At 29.5% G+C, this 22,571-nt stretch carries 19 protein-coding genes and 1 pseudogene; 13 read left to right on the top strand and 7 right to left on the bottom strand.

Annotation, left to right across the window (positions count from 1 at the left end; all coding sequences use genetic code 11):
- Positions 1–166: 166 nt before the first annotated feature.
- A pseudogene (locus tag KTC94_RS02710) lies at positions 167–2,480 on the top strand (GxGYxYP domain-containing protein); the annotation flags it as partial.
- Positions 2,481–3,152: 672 nt separating this feature from the next.
- A complete protein-coding gene (locus KTC94_RS02715) occupies positions 3,153–4,043 on the top strand; it encodes a hypothetical protein (RefSeq protein WP_220319668.1) in 891 nt (296 codons plus the stop codon).
- A gap of 423 nt (positions 4,044–4,466) precedes the next feature.
- On the opposite strand, the gene KTC94_RS02720 is transcribed toward KTC94_RS02715, so the two are convergent.
- Positions 4,467–5,033: a hypothetical protein gene (locus tag KTC94_RS02720; RefSeq protein ID WP_216303481.1), complete on the bottom strand. Its 567-nt coding sequence runs from the start codon at positions 5,031–5,033 to the stop codon at positions 4,467–4,469.
- Positions 5,034–5,894: 861 nt separating this feature from the next.
- Between KTC94_RS02720 and KTC94_RS02725 the strand changes: the two genes are divergently transcribed.
- The 5 genes from KTC94_RS02725 to KTC94_RS02745 all read left to right on the top strand — a co-directional run bounded on the left by KTC94_RS02725 (position 5,895) and on the right by KTC94_RS02745 (position 9,232).
- Complete coding sequence (locus KTC94_RS02725) at positions 5,895–6,347, top strand: recombinase family protein (protein WP_216303482.1); 453 nt, start codon at positions 5,895–5,897, stop codon at positions 6,345–6,347.
- 72 nt (positions 6,348–6,419) lie between these two features.
- Complete coding sequence (locus tag KTC94_RS02730; protein ID WP_216303483.1) at positions 6,420–6,926, top strand: hypothetical protein; 507 nt, start codon at positions 6,420–6,422, stop codon at positions 6,924–6,926.
- Positions 6,927–7,433: 507 nt separating this feature from the next.
- Complete coding sequence (locus tag KTC94_RS02735; RefSeq protein ID WP_258876400.1) at positions 7,434–7,562, top strand: hypothetical protein; 129 nt, start codon at positions 7,434–7,436, stop codon at positions 7,560–7,562.
- 125 nt (positions 7,563–7,687) lie between these two features.
- The gene (locus KTC94_RS02740) at positions 7,688–7,882 is read left to right on the top strand and encodes a hypothetical protein (RefSeq protein ID WP_220319669.1); all 195 of its coding nucleotides are present in this window, start codon (positions 7,688–7,690) and stop codon (positions 7,880–7,882) included.
- Positions 7,883–7,918: 36 nt separating this feature from the next.
- Positions 7,919–9,232: a VanZ family protein gene (locus tag KTC94_RS02745; protein WP_220319670.1), complete on the top strand. Its 1,314-nt coding sequence runs from the start codon at positions 7,919–7,921 to the stop codon at positions 9,230–9,232.
- A gap of 1,139 nt (positions 9,233–10,371) precedes the next feature.
- Here KTC94_RS02745 and KTC94_RS02750 read toward each other — a convergent pair.
- Complete coding sequence (locus tag KTC94_RS02750) at positions 10,372–10,626, bottom strand: hypothetical protein (RefSeq protein WP_216303488.1); 255 nt, start codon at positions 10,624–10,626, stop codon at positions 10,372–10,374.
- Positions 10,627–11,299: 673 nt separating this feature from the next.
- Between KTC94_RS02750 and KTC94_RS02755 the strand changes: the two genes are divergently transcribed.
- Entirely contained in the window at positions 11,300–11,755 is a 456-nt protein-coding gene (locus tag KTC94_RS02755; RefSeq protein ID WP_220319671.1) for a GyrI-like domain-containing protein, read from the top strand.
- Between the two features lie 932 nt (positions 11,756–12,687).
- Here the strand turns inward: KTC94_RS02755 and KTC94_RS02760 are convergent.
- Entirely contained in the window at positions 12,688–13,017 is a 330-nt protein-coding gene (locus KTC94_RS02760) for a DUF3784 domain-containing protein (protein ID WP_220319672.1), read from the bottom strand.
- Positions 13,018–13,906: 889 nt separating this feature from the next.
- The gene (locus KTC94_RS02765) at positions 13,907–14,917 is read right to left on the bottom strand and encodes an alpha/beta fold hydrolase (RefSeq protein ID WP_220319673.1); all 1,011 of its coding nucleotides are present in this window, start codon (positions 14,915–14,917) and stop codon (positions 13,907–13,909) included.
- Between the two features lie 343 nt (positions 14,918–15,260).
- On the opposite strand from KTC94_RS02765, the gene KTC94_RS02770 reads away from it, so the two are divergent.
- From KTC94_RS02770 to KTC94_RS02780, 3 genes are all read left to right on the top strand, one after another.
- Complete coding sequence (locus tag KTC94_RS02770; protein WP_220319674.1) at positions 15,261–15,434, top strand: hypothetical protein; 174 nt, start codon at positions 15,261–15,263, stop codon at positions 15,432–15,434.
- A gap of 15 nt (positions 15,435–15,449) precedes the next feature.
- The gene (locus KTC94_RS02775; RefSeq protein WP_304518678.1) at positions 15,450–15,710 is read left to right on the top strand and encodes a hypothetical protein; all 261 of its coding nucleotides are present in this window, start codon (positions 15,450–15,452) and stop codon (positions 15,708–15,710) included.
- Positions 15,711–16,018: 308 nt separating this feature from the next.
- Positions 16,019–16,213 (top strand): hypothetical protein, encoded by a 195-nt coding sequence (locus tag KTC94_RS02780; RefSeq protein ID WP_220319675.1) that lies wholly within the window; start codon positions 16,019–16,021, stop codon positions 16,211–16,213.
- Between the two features lie 212 nt (positions 16,214–16,425).
- Here the strand turns inward: KTC94_RS02780 and KTC94_RS02785 are convergent, their stop codons facing one another.
- Both KTC94_RS02785 and KTC94_RS02790 read right to left on the bottom strand, forming a co-directional pair.
- The gene (locus tag KTC94_RS02785; protein ID WP_220319676.1) at positions 16,426–16,662 is read right to left on the bottom strand and encodes a hypothetical protein; all 237 of its coding nucleotides are present in this window, start codon (positions 16,660–16,662) and stop codon (positions 16,426–16,428) included.
- Positions 16,663–16,761: 99 nt separating this feature from the next.
- On the bottom strand, positions 16,762–16,977 hold the full coding sequence (locus tag KTC94_RS02790) for a hypothetical protein (protein ID WP_220319677.1): 216 nt from the start codon (positions 16,975–16,977) through the stop codon (positions 16,762–16,764).
- 1,087 nt (positions 16,978–18,064) lie between these two features.
- Between KTC94_RS02790 and KTC94_RS02795 the strand changes: the two genes are divergently transcribed.
- A complete protein-coding gene (locus KTC94_RS02795) occupies positions 18,065–18,502 on the top strand; it encodes a hypothetical protein (RefSeq protein ID WP_220319678.1) in 438 nt (145 codons plus the stop codon).
- Between the two features lie 296 nt (positions 18,503–18,798).
- On the opposite strand, the gene KTC94_RS02800 is transcribed toward KTC94_RS02795, so the two are convergent.
- The gene (locus tag KTC94_RS02800; RefSeq protein WP_220319679.1) at positions 18,799–19,800 is read right to left on the bottom strand and encodes an alpha/beta hydrolase; all 1,002 of its coding nucleotides are present in this window, start codon (positions 19,798–19,800) and stop codon (positions 18,799–18,801) included.
- A 281-nt stretch (positions 19,801–20,081) separates the two neighbouring features.
- Between KTC94_RS02800 and KTC94_RS02805 the strand changes: the two genes are divergently transcribed.
- Positions 20,082–22,460, top strand: coding sequence for a DEAD/DEAH box helicase (locus tag KTC94_RS02805; protein WP_220319680.1), 2,379 nt, complete (start codon positions 20,082–20,084; stop codon positions 22,458–22,460).
- Positions 22,461–22,571: the final 111 nt, after the last annotated feature.

Consider the following 22,571-nt stretch of genomic DNA (forward strand, 5'->3'; position numbering starts at 1 on the left):
AATATATGGTGAAAACTATTTTTTATGGAGGATATACATGTACATGTGTCCCTATTTTTATAATATGATGAGATTAAATAAATATATGCAGCAGAACAATGAAATGATGCTTGCTAATACGATGCGATCCATAGCACGAGCTTCTGATGTATCCTTAAATGACACCAATATAAATTTAATTTTAGATTTAAAAAATCATCTCTATGAAATTCCAAAACATTTTCGCAAGTCGACTAATATATTAAGTACACAAAGTAGTAAAGAATTAAATCTTAGTGGATTAAACACATTAAACATTTCAGGTAGTCAACAATTTTCCGAGTATAATCTGCCTCTTGTAATAAATAGTCTAGGAACTTCATTACCTATAGCAGTTATTGACTTGAGGCAAGAATCACATGGGTTTATTAATGGAGTCCCTGTTAGCTGGGCTAATGCAAAAAATGATGCTAATATAGGATTAACAAAGGATCAAGTGATGTCTGATGAATATAAAAAATTAAATAGTATTAAATTAAATGTGCCTATTACTTTTTATAATCATAATAATATAGGTATAGTTCCAAAAAAAGTTGAAGATGAAGAGCATCTTGTTAATTCTAAATCACTATCATATAAACGCATTCCTGTTACTGATGGTAAGATTCCAACAGATGATATGGTTGATTACTTCGTAGAGCTCGTAAAATCACAATCTAAAAATACCTGGGTTCATTTTCACTGTAAACAAGGTATAGGAAGGACTAGTACCTTCATGATTATGTATGATATGATGAAAAATGCCCACCAGGTTATGGCAGATGATATTATAAATAGACAATTACTATTAGCAAATTTTGATGAGAGTCATATTAAATCTTTTTATAATAATAATGAAAGAATTAATTTTCTGCGAAATTTCTATAAATACTGTAATGGAAATATAGATGTCTAATATTAAATGGAGCGACTTTAAAAAAACTCTCAATAGTAGTAATTTTATGAAAAATCCTACAACTCCAACTTATTTATATGTTATTTCTCAAGATACAATGACGCCTTGTGAGCGGACAATGATAGCCACCCTTCAAGGGCTTATTAGTAGTCAATCATCTATTCAAATATATACACTTAATTCCTCACAACCAGATTATCAAATATGGCTAGAGGATTTAAAAAATAGTTATGGAGTTTTATACGAAAATACATCAGATCCGTGGCGCTTATTAGATGTATTTAAGGATTATATTGATGGATATGTACTTTACAATAATAAATCGCTAAAAGATCCTTCGATAAATAATGCTTGTTCACTTGCCTCGTTAAATAATTGCATTGCAGTTGATGAAGCTATCCAAGACAAAGTACGCGCCTATGGAATTACAAATATTAAAGGCGATTGCAGAAACACAGATGAAAAATGGGCGTACGATAATTTATGGGATTCTGGCCTCAATCATTCCATAATAATTGAGTTATCCCCGAGCAAAGATTCCGCCTTAAGAGATTATGGTATAATGACCAAATCCCTAATATTTTATGAGGATAAAATAAATGATACAACGCTTCGCAATAAAATATTCTCATCCATGGAAAAGGACTCCATTTGCCTCGGGTGGGGACCCGATGAATTTATTAATATAAGTACGGTTTCAAAATATGGTATTAGCATGGTTGCTGCAGATTGGTCGTATAATTTAACTGTATTAAGTTCATTCCCATTATTACCAATGACTCAAAAAACGTTAATGAACAGTCCTAATAAAGAAAATGTTCATAATGTAACATTTATTGTGTCAGATGGAGATAATCAACAGTGGAACCTTGGAACTAATTATGGTTCTCACAAATGGTATGGTTCTCCTTATAAAGGCAAATTTAATTTGGGGTGGTCATTAAGCCCATCTTTATATTACCTTGCACCTACTGTATTTAAATTATATTATGAAAGTGCAGCTCATGGAGCTACTAATGATTATTTTATAGTTCCACCATCTGGAAATGGGTATATGTACCCAAGTAAATTTGATAAGGATGCTCTCAGAATATATATTAACAGATTAAATGATTATATGAAAAAAGTAGATCAAAAATATATATCAATTATAGATGACTCGTCTTTTTATGATAAGGAGCTTTGGGGCAAATTTACTATGAAGTCTAATATACATGGGTTGTTTTATCTTGATTATCATAGGCACGATAATTATCACGGAGAAATTATTTGGTCTAATAATAAACCTATAGTGTCCTGCAGAGATTTACTTTGGAATACTCTTGAAAGTGAAGATGAACTCGTGAAAAACATTACTCATAGAGTTGACTCTGGGCAAGTAGATATTACTAATTCTAATAGCTACACCTTTGTTTATGTTCATGCTTGGAGCAAAAGCCTTAGTAATATTGAAAGGGTTGTGGATAGGTTAAAGGATAATCCCAAAGTGGCAATAGAAACCCCTGAAACATTTATGGAGTTAATAAGTAAGAATGTTAAAAGCTGATAAACGGCATTATAACTTGCTTCCTCTTTTTGAACGATAAGTTTTTATGGACACTATCCATGTTCCTCACACGTCCTAATTTATTTAATATGTTATTTAGTTAATATTACTTATAAATTATCATTATAACCACAATCAGAACCATTCAATATAATAAAAGTTATATTGAATGGTTTTGTTTTTACTTGTTTTCAAGCCTTTTTACTGATTTTATATGTATTTTTCAAAGATTTCATGGTATACTTACAATGTAAACATAAAGTATACACAGTAAAATGCATTGTAAACAATGGTATACACGTGTTAACAATTAAAAATTATTTATATTATATAAAAAATTCAATGATAAATATAAGTAAATCACTAAAAAATCATTGAAACCAAGTATCCTAGGAATTATACTGTTTATATAGCAGCTTCTAAGAAGATGAACAGCGCCGAAGGGTATGATTTAACGACATTTCAGAAGGAAAGTCTACCACTTCTATAAGTGGTAGTATAAATCTCCTTCTGAAGTCGTCAATGCATCTTCTGTGAAGATGTTGCAGCTCCGCAGGAGATTATTTAACAAGCTGTAGATAAATTTAAAGTATAAATGCCATTAAGTTATGAAAATAATTAAATTTATTCTATTTATTATAGAAAATACAGGCCTAAGAGAGGAAGTACGAAATGGATGCAATATTAAGCGTAAGAATCAGTGATGAATTAAAACAAAAATTTAATGAGTTAGCTCAGAGTGAAGGAATAAACAATAAGGAATTGATGGAGCAAGTAGTTAAGTATTACGAATTAAATAGAGCAAGAGAAGGGGACAGTGCTATGTCCGAAGATATAAAAGAATTACAAACAATAACCAGTAGAATGGCAGATATATACATAAACATAGTAGAAAGAAACAATATTAAAGCCTTAGAGGTAAAAAATATCCATAGAAATGAGTTAATAGACAATAATAAGGAAAATGAAAAACTAAAAGGAGAAATTACATTATTAAAAGAAGACAACAAAAAAATAAGCTCATTGGGAAAAGACCTATCTGATGCAAAGCATATAACTAAAGAATTACAAGAAAATATTAAGAACTTAAAAACCCTTAATAATATGCAGGAAGAAAAAATATTAAGCCTAGCTAATACCAATGAAAAATACATTAAATTCGAAGATGAGATTATAGAGCTTAAAACATCCCTTGATAAATCATTGAATGAAAATATGCAACTTAAGAATGAATTGTTAAGTAAAAAGGCTGAACAAGATAAATTAATAAAACAGATAGATGAATTAAACCAAATAAACAAAAATAAAATAGATGAGCTGCAAATTAAAGCTAAGCAAGATGTTGAAATACAGCGGGAAAGAACAAGCTTTGAAATGGACAAAGAACTTTTAAAATTAAAAGAGGGGCAACAAATCAAAACACAGGAATTACAAGAAAGCTTTAATGAGAAAATTACTAATTTATTAAAAGAAAAAGAGGAAGCGGCGGAAAAATTTAAAAATATGATTTTAGAAATGGATAAAAAAGAAAATGAAGCTAACGTTATTGCTAATAATAAATAACACACCAACAGAGACTGATATAACCTATATTTTTAAAAGGTAAAATTGAATAAAGAAATAAGAGGTATACCTTACTATAAAATATCCTGCTTCTAAACTGTACATTCCATAATATTAAATAAATTGACACCATTAATCTTATTGGTGTCAATTTACTTATGACATAGTTTACTTAGTAGGGTAGGGTATACTTTAATTCTATTATTATGAATACGGAACACCCTTTTGACTTGTTGTATCAGCCCGTGACACTGGATAACTATGTGGCCATATCCCTTATAACTAATTAAATTGGCTTTTTAAATTTACACTTTCTTTTATTTAATAAATTCTCTAAGCAAATTCTTAAGGTTACCATCCATTCAGGTTCATTTCCATTTTTCTTCTACAGAGCGTAGCAATCGCACATATCCATATAAATAACTATATCTTTTGAATATAGTTAATAATTTTAATAGTTAAATTAAAAGTTTGTTCCATTTTCTTGTAATTATCTACTATTCCATTGATCTCTATATATAAAACTTTTTCATTGAATTTTTTTCCTTTCCTAATTTCCATACAGAATAAATCTTGCGAACTTATCAAACTAATAATCTCATCATCTTTGAATAATTCAGCTAAAGCATTTTTGTTATTAGTTTTTATTATAAATTTATTAAAAATTTCATTATCGATTTTTGCATTTTCAAGTTTATTGAAATTAACAAATGGTGTATATATGCTTCCCTTTATTCTTGATTTAAAAACAAAATTGCCTTTTGTAATATAAGAAGCTGTTATCTGTGTATTCATACCTCTTTTATCATTAGCTCTCCTGAATGCTTTATAACATATGTAGCCTTCCAAATTTTTTATTTTTATACTTTGCTCTTTTATTATGTTTCCTTTTTCAAATATGCCATTGTTATCCAAAGCAAATTTTCTCCATACAGGAGAACAAGTCCAGCCGAATACATCTGATATACTTGACTTATTAATATCCAACATAAAATCACTCCCTGTCAAATTTAGTGTACTTGCTTGTATACCAATTAATTTTACTCGTTTTATAATCATAAATAGCAAATTATTCATTCTCAAGCATTTCATTTTTTCACCTTTAAATATGATATTTTACTCCCAAATCAACAGGATAAAAAGAAAAAAACATAAGCACCTATAAAAAATATAATTTTATAGATTGGAAATAAAAAGTTTTTGTAATTCACATCTACAAATATCGCTGTCAATCCTACACAAGTATTTCTTAAGGAAATATCTTGTTTGTTATTCAGTTTACCAAAAAATGTTTGATGTTGATTCTCCGTATTGAGTTGCATCTTATATACTAAAAGAGAAATAATTATTGCTAAATCAACTATAAAAATAATAATCACTATTGGTAACCTGTAGCTTTATAATATCCTGAAGCCATAGAAGTCATTTAAAAATTACTATTTTTATATTTAGATGGTTTTAAATGTCTGAGTGGGAAGGAATAAATGTTTTTCTCAAAGCATGTACAACTTTTATTCTTATGTAATTTTATTATAGTGCAATATTTACATTTTTTCAATTTATTAAATTAAAAAAATTAAGCCTTATAGTTAGTTCATAAAATGTGTGTTTTTGCCCACCCCCCCGGAAAGGTGGAATAAGCAAATTATCTGAAAAACTTTTTAAATATTCTATGCCAAGTTATAAATGGGTAACACCTACAAATGTGTAAAACCGATAACTTTATGGAACTTATTAATATAGTAAATAGGTTTGTTATTATTAAATTGAATCATATTCTTTAACTCTTCTATAAAAAGCATTATTTTTCATGGTAACAAACTCCATAGCTTTTGCAGCAGTTATATTGATTTGCTTCCACTATTTTTTTATGCAAGAGTAAGTAGCAAAGACCAATCTTTAGAAAGACAAGTTTCTACGGCTAAAGACCTTGGAATACAGGATGAATACATATTTATAGAAAAAGCCAGTGGTAAAGATTTTAAGAGACCTGAATACCAGTTAATGAAACGTATTCTTAGAAGTGGTGGTATTTTATACATAAAATCTCTTGATAGATTAGGAAGAAATAAGCAAATGTTCTTAGATGAGTGGAAGGATTTTATAAAAAATAAAGAAGTTGATATAATTGTTTTAGATATGCCTTTACTTAATACAACAAGATATAAGTATACAATCTATTTGAAATGTTTCATATATGAAAATGTTGAAGTTTTGACATATAAAAAGTATAATAATATCACCATTTCAAAAAGTATACTTTATGAAAGAGCGTTATTATTAAGCATAAACTATCGTTTATAAATTATTTACATCAAGTTACCGGTTTTTACACGTATCTCGGTATCCCACCTAAATGATTTGGAGGGGGGGTAAATGTATAAAAATGGATTGTATAATAGAAAACACTATTTAATTATTGTAATAATAATAATTATTATTATTGCATGTTTAGGTTATAAAGAGGTTAGTTATAGACATAACAAAGATGTTGGTTATAGACCTAACAAATATGTTAATGTAAATGATTTAGTAAATAAAGCTTATACAAGTTCAAAAGGGTACGATTCTGAGATGGCAAAACATATGTCTAAGGATGTGTATACCTCTACAAATGGTTATATTATGTATGAACTGTATCAGTGTAAGAAACCTATTAAAATTTCTTTCAAGTCAACTGAAATTAATCAACATAAAATTAATGGAAAGATATTTTTATATATGATTTATGATTTTGAGATGTTTGATGCTGATGGAAAGTTAGTAACAGGTGCAATGAATAGTTCCGTTGTGTTTACAGTTACAGGAACTAATGATAATTTATACTTAGAAAAGAAACAGGAATATATGAGTGGAAATGACGTTCCTAAAATGTATAAATAATACTAATACTTGGCATCTCTGTAGCAATGGAACAAAAACGGAAATGGGAAATACAATTTACACCATTGCCGTTTAATTAGTTCTTTATTATTCAATAGGGCGTACTACCCCCTTAACATCATGGGTAAATATTCATTTAAGGTATCAGAAGAAATTAGAAAAGGTATGTTAAGATCCTCGCTTACTTTAGAATCGGAAATAGAATAAATTTAATATAGTAACAGCTAATAAGTATAGTGTATTATTAACTGTCACCATATTTTTACACGTTTATAGCCGTTTTCTGTTCCGTTACTACCTGTACCACCTATAATTGGATAACAATTAAAAATAAATGTAAGAAGTTATTTGAATCTAATTATTCCGAGTTGATTTCTTGTTTTTATAATTATCATGGTATTTAATATATAATCTAGTTATGAGATTAAAAGACTCAAAAACACATTGCAAAAGACTTTATATCACGTTTAATTGTGTTAACACAATTAAACGTGATGTATTTTTAGAATGGCAGATGAGAAATGTACAGTATTAGGAATTAGGATTGATACGGAAGAACGTAAAAGGTTTGATGAGTTTGTAGGAAAAAAAGGTCAAAACACCCATTTAAGAAGATTAGATGATTTTTTCTATTAATCCATATTAATGAACCGACAGCTTCGTTAGATGCACAGGGTGAATATGAACTATTTAATAATTTTAAAGAGGTTATAAAAGATACAACTAGTATTATAGTTTCACATAGGTTCTCAGCAGCAAAGGTGGCTGATAAAATTATTGTTATGGAGCAAGGTGAAGTTGTAGAAATAGGATGTCATGAAGAGCTTTTTAGAGATAAGTGTATATATTATAGATTGTATAGGATTCAATCAGAATCATATGAAGAGATTTTTATAGTAGATAATATAAAACAGGTTGATGTAGAAATGGAAGACTGTACAATATCAGTTGGTTAAAAAATAAACAACAAATTATAAGTGAGAGTGATTAGAGTGGAGCAGAAGTCAAAGTATAAGAGTATATCAAAATTTATAATTATATGTATTTTTGTAGCATATATTGCAATAATATTTAAGATAGTTGTATTTAAATATCCTGGATCTATACATATATTTTCAACAAGAGCAGCTAGTTTAAGACGCTTAAATTTAATTCCATTTAAGCTATGGGTTGATTTCTTTGAAAATGCATCCAGTCTGGGATGGGCATGGGCTATATCTAATTTATTTGGTAACATAATAATATTTATTCCACTAGGATATTTATTACCTTTAATCTTAAAAAAGGCTAAGAGTATATTGCCGGTAGCATGTATGTCATTTGTATTTAGCTTAGTGCTTGAGTCTTTACAATATGTATTAGCAATAGGGAGTTCTGATATTGATGATATTATTTTAAATACATTAGGTGGAGTAATAGGATATTTGTGTTATAAAGTAGTTACTAAAATATTAGTAACTAATAAAAAAATATGTATAGGTACAATAACACTAACAGTTTTATTTTTAGTAAGTGGATTTACAGTTGCAAAGGCTGAATTCGGAAATATGATTGGAATAACAAAATTTGAGCACGAAGTAATCGGAGGAGATGTTATACCAGAATCAAGGGTCGATTATATAGGAGCTTTTATTAGTTATGATGCTAATATTATAAATATGTATGATGGTATGATTGTAGATAGCAATGTAGACACTTCATTAATGGAAAAATTAAATGTAAAAGTTAATGAAGATACAAAGATATATCTAAATACAATGGAAAGTAAAAAAAATAAAATGACTACTGAATATAATGAATATACGGACTCAGTAAGTAGTATAGAAAAAAATTCTACTTTATCTATTTGGGGGAAAAAGGTAGAGGGTAAGATAGTAGCGGAAATAATTGTTATACAAAAACCAATCATAAATCAAGAAGGGTCTACTATAAGTCATACAGAGGATAAAAGAAATAAGAAGACTACAGACAATAAATCAAAAGATGATATTCAAATTCCAGAAGCGAAGTCTGATATAGAAGGTTGCTTTAAAGAGTATGAAAATGATGTAATAACAATTAACCGTATAGATAATTTCGAAAGTGGGGAGTCTACTATTTCCGTTTCATCCGATAATAAGGTGAAAATAAAAGTACAGGATGATACAAATTATATTATTAAAGTTATAACTTCAGCAGGAGAAGTAAGGTCTATAAAATCAACTTCTATAGATGATATGAAAAAGGGCGACAAGTTAGATGTTTGGGGAGAAAGTTCTGATGGAGCACTAATAGCTGATAAGATAGTAATTATAAGGATGGAATAAAATTAATATTAGCAAACTCTCCATAGTAAAGTAAAAACCCTGGTAGCATATCAGAAATACAATATTTAAAAGATAAAATAATAAAAAATAGACAATGATAATTTTATAATAGAGTAGAAACAAGAATATATATAAGAAAAAGATGTACCGATTGAATTATAATAATCCTATAAGTGGAATTTAAAGAGTAACAGGATATTTAAGTTTGGATGAAAGATTTGGATTAGGTAAATATCATGAAAGACAAGATAGGAGATCACATACAGGAACTGATAAAAATAATTATCAAGTTTTATAAAAGATATACCTAGCAGGGTGATTCGTGTTGATTAACATGAATTACCCTGCTTTTGAAGTTGATTAATTAGAAAAACATGAACCCACTGATAACAGAATTTATGAAATATATATGGATAAAAATATAGTAAAATCAAGATAATAATAACTTAAGTTTCGGAGCATAGAGTAATTCTTTCTTCCTAAACCACGCCAGTATACGCTTAATAATTCTAAATTTCTTTCTGATAATAAAGTATATCTCTCTTTATTTCCTTTACCACTTCTAATTCTAATCTTCATGTCATTAATTTAACTAGAATCGATGCACGCCGTCGGGTACCCAAAAAAGGACTAGCTTTATCATTAGTAGCTCTTAGTTTACCATGGTTTGAGGGACGAAAACACTGGGAAGCTTAGAGAGTCTTATGCTGAAGCTTGTTCTCTTTTTGGGTGACGGTATACGTGCCCAGACCTTGTCCTTCCAAATTCCCTATACTACTAGTAGCTATAAAATATAATAATTATTATAATAAGGTTTTATAAAATATATATACTATAATAATATTTCGATATCCAAGAAGGAAAACACGAAGACTAATTACTTTTTTTAAATTTGTAGGATGCTGGTAAATGGACGAGTTTGTGACCTCTACTATAAATTTATTTTTTTGAAATTCTAAATTTTCAGAACTGAAAATAGCCAAAGTGATGATAGAAAGAAAGGTGTAATCATAACAAATTCTTCAGGCAAATTAGATTTACAACATATTTATATTTTGGATAAAGAAAATAACATACTATACGAAAAAACATTCCAGTAAAAATAAAAGGATAGCTTTTAAAATCTATCCTTCATATTCTTACCATGTCATGTTAGGCGACTTAATAGTTCCATCAAAATTACCATAGTAACTATCCATAAAATAATTTGCACTCAAACCATACCAAAAAGTACCTGCAGGCCTACCGTAAATACATGCAGTGGCCGATGCAAAATTCTTATTATAATTTCTACTATAACCCGATTTTATAATTTTATAATTATTATTAAATACGTAAGCATGTGATGAACTTATGATTGCAAAAAAACCTAATTGCTCTTGACTCTCATTCAACCCGTTAACAACCTTCTCAATGTCTTTTCCTAAATTACTAACAGTAAAAATTTATATTTAATGCTAACTAATAACTCCATATCTTTAGATTGAGTATCTGCAAGTGACTTCTTATACTGTTCCACTTCAACTTTATATTGTTTATATTCCTCAAGTATTCCTGTAAGAGGGGTAGTAACCGCAAAGCGTAAATTTACAACGCTAAGCCAGTTATTTACAGTTGGATATTATTATTTGAATATTGCGAGTTAGAATTAATATGTAAAAGTTCTACCTCAAAAAAAAAAAGTATATAACATCAGTGTAAATCATTGATATACCTAGGGTTTAATCACTAAATGATAAAGCTCTTATTTTTTTGCTCAAAACAAGTTAGTTAAAGTAGAATTATAGTATTAATAACACTAACTAAGCGAGAGATAGAAATGGTGATAATTCTGATTATGATTTAGTAGATAACATGAGACTTTTGAAAGTAATTTAACATTACTCCGATAATGGGTATAATATTCCTAAAAGTTACGTCAAATTGATAAATTAATGCGTCATATAAAGTATTAATAAACACATGTAAGTGGTAATTTAGTAATTTAAAAAAATGTCTTGTTTTCTATTTTAAAGCATTATATGATGTTTATAGACATCGATGTACTTTATAAAGAAAGGAAGAATTATGAATATAGAAATTGAAAAAACTTTATTTTATAGAATTGCTTATATAAGGCAGGTTGGATCTTATGGGCAGAATAATATTAAAGTAATGGAAAAATTAAAGAAATGGGCTAAGTCTAATGGACTTCTTAATGAGCAATCTATTATACTAGGAATTGCCCATGATAACCCTAAAATAGTAGAACCTGAAAATTGTCGTTATGACACAGGTCTCGTTATTTCAAATGATTATTGCATTAGTGATGATTATATTAATGATGGTAACATTCTTGGAGGAAAATATGCAGTTTTTAAAATAAGACATACAGCTGAAGAAGTTCAAAAAGCGTGGCTTGCAATTTTTCCGGAATTATTCAAGAGAGGCTATAAACTGGATGAAGCAAGACCAATTCTTGAAAGGTATAAGAATGAAATGGTTAAAAACCATTTTTGTGAAATTTGTGTACCAATTCACTAAAGTTTAGTTTTGATAAATTCTAGTTTATAGAATTTATTAAAACACGTAAGTCTTACGCATTAGTTGTGTCCCATTCTTCATACTTTACATCATAACAGCCACAAAATAGTAGTTCCGTTTTTGATTTATAGTTCATCAAAAATGGAGAATACTGTCTTATGGCTGTTTTTTTCAAGAATTGTTTCAATACCCCATATATTTAATAACTGTTTTATTGTATCAGTGTCTTGGGAATATATGTCTTATCCGGGCGAATTTACGCTTTGCGGTTTCTACCCCAATAACATCTCCATCCTAAAGCATTATCAAATATATATGATGCTATAAGTAATGTATTCTTAAATTTCAAATCCATTTATTTACATGCTTATAGCCGTTTTTGGTTCCGTTACTACATATACCCATAGTAGGTTGAAAACAAAAAAACAGATCCTGCTGTAGTGCAGTAGGATCTGTTTCCCTTGGGGGAAGGGGAAATAATTTCATTTGCTTTGGACAAGTTTACTGACTGCTACTAAGATTAAATAGAATGATGAATGCTTAGGTACTTTAATAGATTAGTTTACTTTTGGGCAGTGAGTAGGATTGTCCAAAGCTTCATTTGTGACCTAGAGTAGTGAAAGAGCTTGTGCCACATCAGGTTTTAGTATGAAGAATGAAGGAGAAAATCTGATGTGGACCAGCCTTTGACTGGGGAGTCTTATTATTATATTAAGACTGATTTGTAATACATTCAAAATGAAATTTCAAAGGAATAGGCAATAGTCCCAATGTGAAAGTAACACAATTAGTATTGTGTTACTTTCAGTGTATAGATATGCACTGAAAGCAAGTACCCACCATAGCTAAGATCTTGGGGGTACTTGCGACGAAATATATGAATATTATCTACCACTTTATCTTCTTATATCTTTTACTTTAAGACTGCATATTTATTTTTTTATTCTACATTTTTTATCCATATCATATATACTTTTTATAATTCCTAGTACGAAAATAACGACCTGTGCAATAGTTAAATAATTATAAAATTTGCTACTAAAAAAACCCCCACCAACCCCTATAAGAATAATTAATAGACCAGTATACAACATATCTCCGCCTACTATCCTTGATACTTTATCTTTATCATATTTTTTCGCATCAAATCCATTCAGCATATCTCCTGCATTTTGACTTTTAATTATCAATCCTAAAAATGTAAACATCCCTCCCATAATTAATGTAATTATAATTAACCCATATACATCCGTATTCCTCATATAAAACCTCCTGCATTTTATCATTGTTATATTATATCAATTCCTATTTCGCTATTAGTTTGAGAGACAACTAACTCTAATAAAAATACGAGCACGACACAAAATACTTGCTTAATTATCTTATTCTATATTATAGATCTACAATCCTTTAAAAATATATTTCAAAGATACAATGCCGTGAAACTAAAATTTCACAGCATTTAAATAGGCTCCTTAACTAGCCTATGCCCTCATAGTTATTTCTTATTTTTGTTCGCTATAGCATCCATTGATGCTACAATAGCAACCCCTAAAGCAATACCAATAGCAAGGCCTACGTTAAGCAAATAATATAAAGATATGTTTAAACTACATATGCGTGCGTAGACTTAGTTTTTTTTGATCATTTATATAGAGTGATTGAATTAAATTTAATTAAAACAGCTTCATAGAAGATGCTTTAATTAGGATTCGCGCACGCCGTCGGGTACCCAAAAAAGGACCAGCTTTATCATTAGAAACTCTTAGTTTACCAGGGTTTGAGGTACGAAAACAATGGTACGCTTAGAGATACTTATTATGAAGAATGAAGGAAAAAATCGGATGTGGACCAGCCTTTGACTGCGGGATCTTATTATTATATTAAGACTGATTTATAATAAATTTAAAGTAAAGAGTCAACTCGTTATGTTACATTCAAATTGAAATTTTAAAGGAATAGGCAATAGCCTCAATGTGAAAGTAACTCAATAACCATTGTGTTACTTTCACTTTATTCATATAATCTAAATATATTAAACCCCATATCTAATGATGTGGGGTTACTTGCGAATAAACTTTAGTTTATTTTATAATGTTTTGTGCATTTCAATCGCATTAAACCTAATTACCTTCTATTTCCGGGTTTTTATTAATTTATTAATTTTTTTATTTCATTATTTATAACATTAGGTTCATATTGATGTATATAATGAGGACTGCCATTAACAATTTTCTGCTTACTATCCGTTGACCAAGACTTAAAATCTTCTTGACTATTTTTCCATTTACTATCTTTTGCTTCTTCACCAGACGTTAATATTCTTAAAGGTATTTGACCTAAATTCCCATTTTTCTTTACAATCAGTGCATTTGATTGTAAATTTACTAATTCAGCTGTTTTGTTCTTGTTTGTCATAGTTTTTAAATACATTGCAGTATCAACATTTTTTAAATCTAATGGTACAAGTGATAGTTGATTTCGAGATGAGTATGTTGAATTACAAAATTTTTTTGAGTAATTAAACATTAATCTGATTATTCCCTCATTTTTCAAAACTGATTTTAGTTTCATAGATGATATTGGATTTTGATTAATTTCTTCATTCGCATAAAATTGTGGACTTCCACCATCTATCATGACAATTCCTTTAACCTCATTTTTATACCTTTGGGCAAATCTTATAATTTCCAATGAACCCATCGAATGTCCTACAAGTATATATGGAGCCTTTTCCCCTGATGTTTCAAGCAATTCATGCATTTCTTTTGTAATTGTATCAATATCTCTACTTGTATTAGACACTTCGCTGTATCCATATCCCGGTCTTTCATAAACCACAGTTCTTGTATACTTTGATATCTCATTATATAAAGGATAAAAATCAGCATATGGACTTGGTGTGCCGAAGCCTGATACAAAAACTACCGTTAAATTTCCTTTTCCTTCTGAATAAACATGCATATTATGACCATTAACTTTAACGATTTTTCCTGGTACACTATATTTCTTGCTATCAGAATATAACCCGATTCTTTCATATATTAAGCCTGATATACTTATTAATAGGATCACTGTAATAAAGAAAATTGTAATATTCCTAAAACCTTTAAAAATTTTCTTTCCAATATTCATTTGAATTTTCTCTGTTTTATTTTTCATGTAATTCCACTCCTTATTGATTTTTAATTTCACGAAAAATTCTCTAATAGGAGAAAACTTGTCGCCAATTTTAACATTTTTCATAATAATATTCAAAACCTATCTATAATATTAGTGTACTATATTAGTATTACACTAATATTATACTCGTGTCAACAAAGAAATTGTAGTTATAAAAAATGTTAGCTTGAATAAAAAGAATGCTATATATAGCCCCAAAGTAAAATTAAAATTTATTTACATTATAAGGCATATCAAAGCATTTAAATTATTTTTATATCACATTTACGGTAAGACTAGTATAATTTAAATGTATTATTACTATGAACGGGGGATTTAATTAATGAAAAGAAATATAAATATATTATTAGTTTTTTTGCTTTTTTGGTTTACGTTAGATATTATAGGATTTTCTACAGGACAATTTTGCTTAGTTGAAAGTCCTGGTATATTAAGTGTTGATACTGCTTGGTGGATACTTTTTGTAGCTTTTTCTGCATTGTTTTTATTAAAATAAAAGCAAGGGAAGTATGTGCTATCAATATTTCTAACTACTTGGCCTATAATTCAATATTCATCTCATTGGAATTATACGATTTTTGGTGTAACTGAGAGAAAATTAAGAGGATATAATGAATATTTTGCTAATACATTTCATGTTATTCCACCATCTGATAGTATACTAATACCAGACTTATACCATATAATTTTACATATATTGATAATTACATTACTTGTTTTAATGCTAATTTATATATTAAAAAATAAAAGCAAAGAAACTGTAAGTAAATAAAGCAAGCATACAACACAATTTTAATTATGTTGTATGCTTGTTAATTCTAAAAAATAATAGATTCAAAATTAAGAGATAAGATCTAAAACGGGGGTATTTTAAAATGCTTAAGGAATGGTAAATAGCCTCAATGTGAAAGTAATTCAATTGGTATTGTGTTACTTTCGCTTGCTTAGCTTTTAATGAAATTTATATTGTTTTATATGACCGGTTTGAGGTAAAAATGGTATAATTAAATAAATCTATTTTGTGTATGCCGTTGATTATATCATTTTTTAAATTAAGAAGATAACGGGGGGTTAATAATTATGGAGAACGAGGCAATCAAAAAATACATAGGAAAGTGTTGCAATATATTTGCAACAGGAGGACTTGGTTTAAATGTTGAAACCGGGAAAATAATTGAAGTAAATGGAAATTGGGTTGAAGTCGAAACTAAAAAAGGTATGGAACTTATTAATGTCCGATTTATACAATGTATTAAATTAGATCCAAATAGATAATAGTATAAAAACATACAATATAATAAGATGTTATATTGTATGCCTTTTATCTTGTAATAAGAGTATTTAAACCCTTATAAAAGGTTAAGTACTTTAACACTACCGCATTTCATATAGGGAAGAAAGCACGCCCTATATTCCATTTGGTCTTATTCTAATTACTAACACTAGATTTTATTTTGAATAATAAAGAAATTAGTTAATGACATTTTCTATTTTTTAAGTTCTGTTTTTTTACTTTGATTTTGCCTTTGTCTCTGCATCTCTCTTATATAATCTTCCGCCTGCTTCTGGTATTCTAATATTTTTTTATTAGACTGCTCTTGAAAATCCTGCATCTTTTTATTAAATGACTTCTCCTGCTGTGGTAGTGCTTTTTCCTTTTCAAATTCTTTCAGTTGGGAAATTCGAGTTACTTCCTTTTGGGCTTCGGTAACTGTAGCTTCCATTTTTGTTTCTAACGTCTGATTTAATTGATATGACGATAAGGGGTACTGGCATATGGTAAACTTATGATTAATGAACTATATAAGAGTATTTTGTACCAATTAAATATTTTTTTTAGAATTATTGTCTTTATTTTTTTGTGATTTATAGATTTCAATATTACTACAAAAAATACCGATAGCACAAAACAATATAATACCGTTAGACCAATTTGATGTTCCTTTAATTATTGCATATACAAATGTTATTGATGCAATAATGATTGCAAGTACAGAAAGAATTACTCCTGCTTTTGAACTTTTCGTATTGTATTTCATATTAAGCCCCCCCTCATTACACAGCTTTTTAGAAGTGTTTATTAAATTATAGTTAATTTACAGACTAATAATACCATAATTTTCAATCAAGGGTGGAGCCAACGGAACCGACAAAACCTACGTTAAGGAATATAGTTCCACAAACCTTCGTTTTCGGTACTTAAATATAAGCCTTAGAAGTAGTAAATTTATACGTGATTTTCATATTGCTAAAAACAAAGTATCAAAACAACTCTAATATAGCTTTTATGGTACTTATTTTTAAATATTATTTGCTTAACGTAGGTGAAAATCCTGCTTTATATCCATTTTATGTCTTAAAGTGGGTTTTGTCGGAAATGTTGGCGCTACCCCATAGCCATCAAGCTAAGTCATATCGAGTATTAGTAAATTATAGGTTTACATTAGTAGTCAAAAAATTTTATGCTACACCAAAAAAAAACATGTACATAGTAGTTTCTCAATAGCTTTAGGTAAATATAACGTATTGATAGCTATGTGGCGAGACCTCTATCTGACATATTTCAAATGGTTAGCACATATGTTGAAATACAAATATGGGCAATTAGTTTTGGAATGGCTATATTTCAAATAATATCTAATTAGTAATTTTCTTATTCCACCTTTTCGGGGGGGATGAAAAACCATCCAAAATAGGAAATAACTTATTGTATTTTTTTACACCAATCGGTAATTAGCCAACGAAACCGGGGGTTGCGTAGTAATGTAACAGAAAACCGGTATAAGCATAGAAAATAATGATATTCATAAATTTAAACTCAAATTAAGTACTATATATTCTTCCTAAGTGATTTCAATATACATCACAGTATCACTAATACAACAAAATTTGAAATTTTGCGAATAATTTCGATCATCACATCTTTTATCCACTTAACATTGTTAGTAAAATATGATGAAATTTTATATTATGTGAGATATAATCATAATACTTGTATTTTATTGTCATAGAATTTTTAAAACAGTTATATATCAAGTGTTTTAAAGAATTTAGTAGAACATTAGATTGCTTCCGTTTTCAACACCACTATTGGAAAATTATATTGTTTAAAGGAGGATTTGGAAAATGCAGAAAAAAATATATAATAAAAAGAAATTTTGGAGTGGTATAATATTTTTATTCTTAGCAGGAATTAGCATTCCAGATACAATTACGCGGTTTAATACTTTAAATGCTTTAAGAATTACCAAGTCTATTATATTAGCTATTTTTTGTATTCTATTTGGAGTTACAGAAATATGGAGAGGTTTGAGTAGCAGATGTACAAAACAGGATGTTCAAAATGATGATGAAAGAGTAAATTTAATTAATATGAAATCAAAAACCAGTGCTTTTAATATTACACTGATCATTTGTGTTACTTTTTTAATACTATCAATGGTTGTATGGGGAGTAACAAAAAATGATATGTGTCTTGGCATTTTCAGTTGCTTCGGCATCATTTTTACGATTATGATGATTGCTGAAATAAGTAGTTATTTTTATCATGACAAGCGGAATTAATTTTATAATTGGGCACTTCATTAGTCCAATTTTCTTGAAAAAGATATAAAGAGAAGCAATGAAAAAGAGAAATCTTCTAGTATTAAAACGGTAAAGTCAAATTTAGACCAAACTGAGATTTCAAAGCGAGATATATAAATGTTGATTTCTAAGCGAATTTGAATAGTAGTAAATTTATGGTAACAATATTACTATCAAAGAATACACTGAAAATGTTATGTCATAAAAATTCATCTTATCTTACTTATATATAATAGATAAATAATTTGTACTAAATATTATGATCATACTTTGTATTAATATGTGTCAGCTAGATCATTCCTGCCTTTTAATACATCCTGCTGTATAATCTGTAACACTTTTTCAGACTCTTCAAATATTGGACTGTGGGCAGATTCCTTAAAAAGATAAAATCCCTTTGCAGGTGCACCAAGTTTTTTAAGATAAGCTTCCGACATCGAATAGTTTACCGTATAATCATATATTCCCGAAAAGAAATATACCGGAATATCAAGTTTTGTTATCTTGTTACTCAAACCCGTTCTGTAAAGCTCCTCGTTTAAAACAGTAGAATTTGAAAATGCTTTTCCACGCCATATATTAATTTTTTCTCTCAAGGTATATTCGCGATTCTGCATAACTGGCATAAAAATTCCGGTGACTACTGATTTCATCTTATGTGTTGTACCAATTCCTGCTCTATGCATCACATTATCCCTTATTTTATTGTATGCATCTGGCAGATGATCCATTGTTTCAATAGGTATTGCCTGAAGCTTCTTTACAGTTTTTTCATCACCTGTTACCTTGTAGTACTTAAGCATATATTTATATGCAATTTTTTCCGATTCCATTTGATTTGATATTTGTCCGACACCAATATAAGCATGGTATAACTCATATGATTTTGCCGCTGCCTCTATAGCTATGTATGAACCCCATGAGTGTCCCATAAGGTATATTTTATCTTGTCCAAACCGTTTACGCAGATAGTTCGTTACTTCTATTGTGTCAGATACAAACTGTTCTGTTGTCATTGTTTTTGCTGAGATATCACTGCTATAGGACAAACCCGCGCCACGCTGATTCCACCATGCTACCGTAAAATATTTCTCAAGTCCCGTAGGGTATGTTTCGGTAAGTGGATGTTCCGGCATACCAGGGCCTCCGTGAACAAAAAGCAGTACTGGATTTGATGCATTCTCACTTTTAATAATCATTCCCATCTTCGCTCCGTTAATTTTAACATAAACTTTTTCCGAAATACTGCCCTCTATAACATTTCTTTGTCTTTTCATAATATCCTCCTTTTCGAATGCTTCACCTTGAGTTTAACACATAAATAAAAATGTGGATAATATAAACAATTAAGACAAAGAAAATTAGTAGTATGTATAAATTAACTCATCCACTTTTAAAAACAGTAATTTATGGTGCATAATGGTATAATTGACTTAAAATTATTGCATGATTTGAATTACTAAAAACACAGTGTCATAATTTACAATATCTAACGTGTTTGTACTATTTAAGTGAATTGAGAATCAAATTATTTTATGTTGAAAGAGTGGTGATTCATATGTCCATTAGTATTAGAAAAAAATTTCATGACTTAGTAAATAAGGCAGAATATAATAGCTATGAAAAAACAGTAGAACAAATAAATCGTCTTAGATTTGATTCATTGGATAATACTGAATTTCTAAATAAATCACATGGGCTCAGGAGTAAGCTTTTAGAGTATACATCTATGGATGACATAATTATAGAAGTCTTTGCACTTACAAAACAGGCGGTTAAAAGAGTACTAGGACTCATTACTTACGACGAGCAACTGATTGCTGGCATAGCTATGCATAATGGAAGATTAATAGAGATGCAGACCGGTGAAGGAAAAACTTTAGCCGCGGTGTTCCCCGCAGTCTTAAATGCACTTACAGGACGTGGATGTCATATACTGACCTTTAATGATTATTTAGCGCGTAGGGATGCAACTTGGATGGGACCCGTATATGAAATGCTTGGATTAACTGTGGGGTTCGTACAGGAAACTATGAAACGGCCTGAAAAACAAAGAGCTTATGGTTGTGATGTTACATATGTAACTGCCAAGGTAGCTGGATTTGATTATTTAATGGACTCACTTTCTTATAAAAAAAGTGAAATTGTGCTACGTCCATTTAATTTTGCCATAATAGACGAGGCAGATTCCATAATAATTGATGAAGCCAGAATACCATTAGTTATTGCAATAGGAGGGAACGCTGCTGATGATACTCTTTGTTTAACAATGGAAGCTTTAAGAAAACTAGAGCCTGAAGTTGACTATGAGAAAGATGAAGTTAAAAGGAACGTATTTTTGACTAATAAAGGACTACTTCGAGCAGAAGCTATGCTTAATTGTGAAAATTTATATGCAGAAGAAAACTTTAAATTATTAAGTGAAGTACACAATATTCTTCATGTAATTGCTTTATTGAAGAAGGATATAGACTATATTGTAAGAGACGGTAAAATTGAAATGGTAGACGAGTTTACTGGACGCATCGCTGAAAACAGGCGTTGGCCCGATGGAATTCAATCAGCCCTTGAGGCCAAGGAGTGCCTTAGCCATAAGTCAAAAGGACGTATAATGAATCAGATAACTTTGCAAAGTTTCATTTTGCTTTATAAAAAAATTTCAGGGATGACCGGTACAGCAATGGACTCATTGAATGAAATCAGTGAGATGTATGACATGGAGGTGATAGTAATTCCACCACATATTCCTTGCAATCGAATTGATTATCCTGATGTAATATTCACGCACAAAAAAGCCAAATACAAAGCTTTGAGCTCGGAAATCAAAAGAGTACATGACACAGGACAGCCTATTTTAATCGGCACTTGTAGTGTAGCAGAATCAGAATATTTGGCTGAAGAATTAAATAAGCTAGGCGTTAAATATAAAATTTTAAACGCAAAAAATGATGAACTTGAAGCACATATCATTGAACAAGCAGGTACTCTTTATGCAGTTACTGTTTCAACTAATATGGCTGGCAGGGGTGCTGATATAAAACTTGGGGGCCTAGATGGAGCTAATAAAGATAAGATAGTTTCCCTTGGAGGATTATATGTTATAGGTACTAATAGGTATGAGAGTAAACGCATTGATAAGCAGCTTAAAGGAAGAACTGGCCGTCAAGGTGATATTGGCATGTCAAAATTCTTTATAAGCCTTGAAGATGACCTCATTAAAACATATGGTATCAATGAAATAGTGCCCGTGGAAATTAGACCTTCTATGCAAGAAGAACCGTTGATTAATACTAAGATAGCAAGTAAAATAGAACACGTTCAGAGGATTATCCAGGGCCAGGATTCTGATTTACGTAGAGAATTATGGCAGTATTCCTTTATCATAGAAAATCAGCGACTTGTTGTTCACCAAAGGAGAATGGAAATAGTATATGATATTTTACCTTTTAATATATTAAGCCTGGAAAATCCACAGCTATTTACAAAATTAATTAACTTCTTTAGTGAAGACATCGTAAAGGAACTTGAAAAACAAGTAGCACTATATAATATCGATGAAGTTTGGGCTGATTACCTCGCTCATGTAGAATATCTTAAAGAGGGAGTAAAGTTAAGTATACTAAGGCTTAAAGATCCGTTGCAAGCATTTCAAATAGAAACAGCTGGCATATTTCAGACGATGCAGCAAGAGATACAAACGAGAATTTTACAAGATTTTGAAACGTTAGATTTATCAACGCAGGGACTCATTAACTTAAAACAGCGGATAAACCCACCCTCTTCAACTTGGACTTATCTTGTTAATGACAATTCACTAATGGATCCACTTTCTTCATTATTTATTGGTAACGCAATTGCATCCATAGGAATGTTTCTTGCCTTACCAATTCGATTTGGAACTTTGATTTATAGAAAAATTCTTAAAAATAGAATTTAAAATAGTGTTAAACAATATAATAAGGCTTAAAGGAATCACTGGAAATAGGTATTTGTAACAAAACAGCGAAAGCAGAATAATATAAATGGTGAATATTATTTTGGAGGTACT

It is taken from the genome of Clostridium sp. CM028 (genome assembly GCF_030585565.1).
In the GTDB taxonomy this organism is placed as follows: Bacteria; Bacillota; Clostridia; order Clostridiales; family Clostridiaceae; genus Clostridium_AD; species Clostridium_AD estertheticum_B.

Excerpts from the sequence above, each read along its gene's own strand:
- KTC94_RS02715 (WP_220319668.1), top strand. The coding sequence starts at position 3,153 with ATGGATGCAATATTAAGCGTAAGAATCAGTGATGAATTAAAACAAAAA.
- KTC94_RS02785 (WP_220319676.1), bottom strand. The coding sequence starts at position 16,662 with ATGGAAGCTACAGTTACCGAAGCCCAAAAGGAAGTAACTCGAATTTCC.
- KTC94_RS02730 (WP_216303483.1), top strand. The coding sequence starts at position 6,420 with ATGTATAAAAATGGATTGTATAATAGAAAACACTATTTAATTATTGTA.
- KTC94_RS02805 (WP_220319680.1), top strand. The coding sequence starts at position 20,082 with ATGTCCATTAGTATTAGAAAAAAATTTCATGACTTAGTAAATAAGGCA.
- KTC94_RS02735 (WP_258876400.1), top strand. The coding sequence starts at position 7,434 with ATGGCAGATGAGAAATGTACAGTATTAGGAATTAGGATTGATACGGAA.
- KTC94_RS02765 (WP_220319673.1), bottom strand. The coding sequence starts at position 14,917 with ATGAAAAATAAAACAGAGAAAATTCAAATGAATATTGGAAAGAAAATT.
- KTC94_RS02790 (WP_220319677.1), bottom strand. The coding sequence starts at position 16,977 with ATGAAATACAATACGAAAAGTTCAAAAGCAGGAGTAATTCTTTCTGTA.
- KTC94_RS02780 (WP_220319675.1), top strand. The coding sequence starts at position 16,019 with ATGGAGAACGAGGCAATCAAAAAATACATAGGAAAGTGTTGCAATATA.
- KTC94_RS02770 (WP_220319674.1), top strand. The coding sequence starts at position 15,261 with ATGAAAAGAAATATAAATATATTATTAGTTTTTTTGCTTTTTTGGTTT.
- KTC94_RS02755 (WP_220319671.1), top strand. The coding sequence starts at position 11,300 with ATGAATATAGAAATTGAAAAAACTTTATTTTATAGAATTGCTTATATA.
- KTC94_RS02760 (WP_220319672.1), bottom strand. The coding sequence starts at position 13,017 with ATGAGGAATACGGATGTATATGGGTTAATTATAATTACATTAATTATG.
- KTC94_RS02720 (WP_216303481.1), bottom strand. The coding sequence starts at position 5,033 with ATGTTGGATATTAATAAGTCAAGTATATCAGATGTATTCGGCTGGACT.
- KTC94_RS02800 (WP_220319679.1), bottom strand. The coding sequence starts at position 19,800 with ATGAAAAGACAAAGAAATGTTATAGAGGGCAGTATTTCGGAAAAAGTT.
- KTC94_RS02795 (WP_220319678.1), top strand. The coding sequence starts at position 18,065 with ATGCAGAAAAAAATATATAATAAAAAGAAATTTTGGAGTGGTATAATA.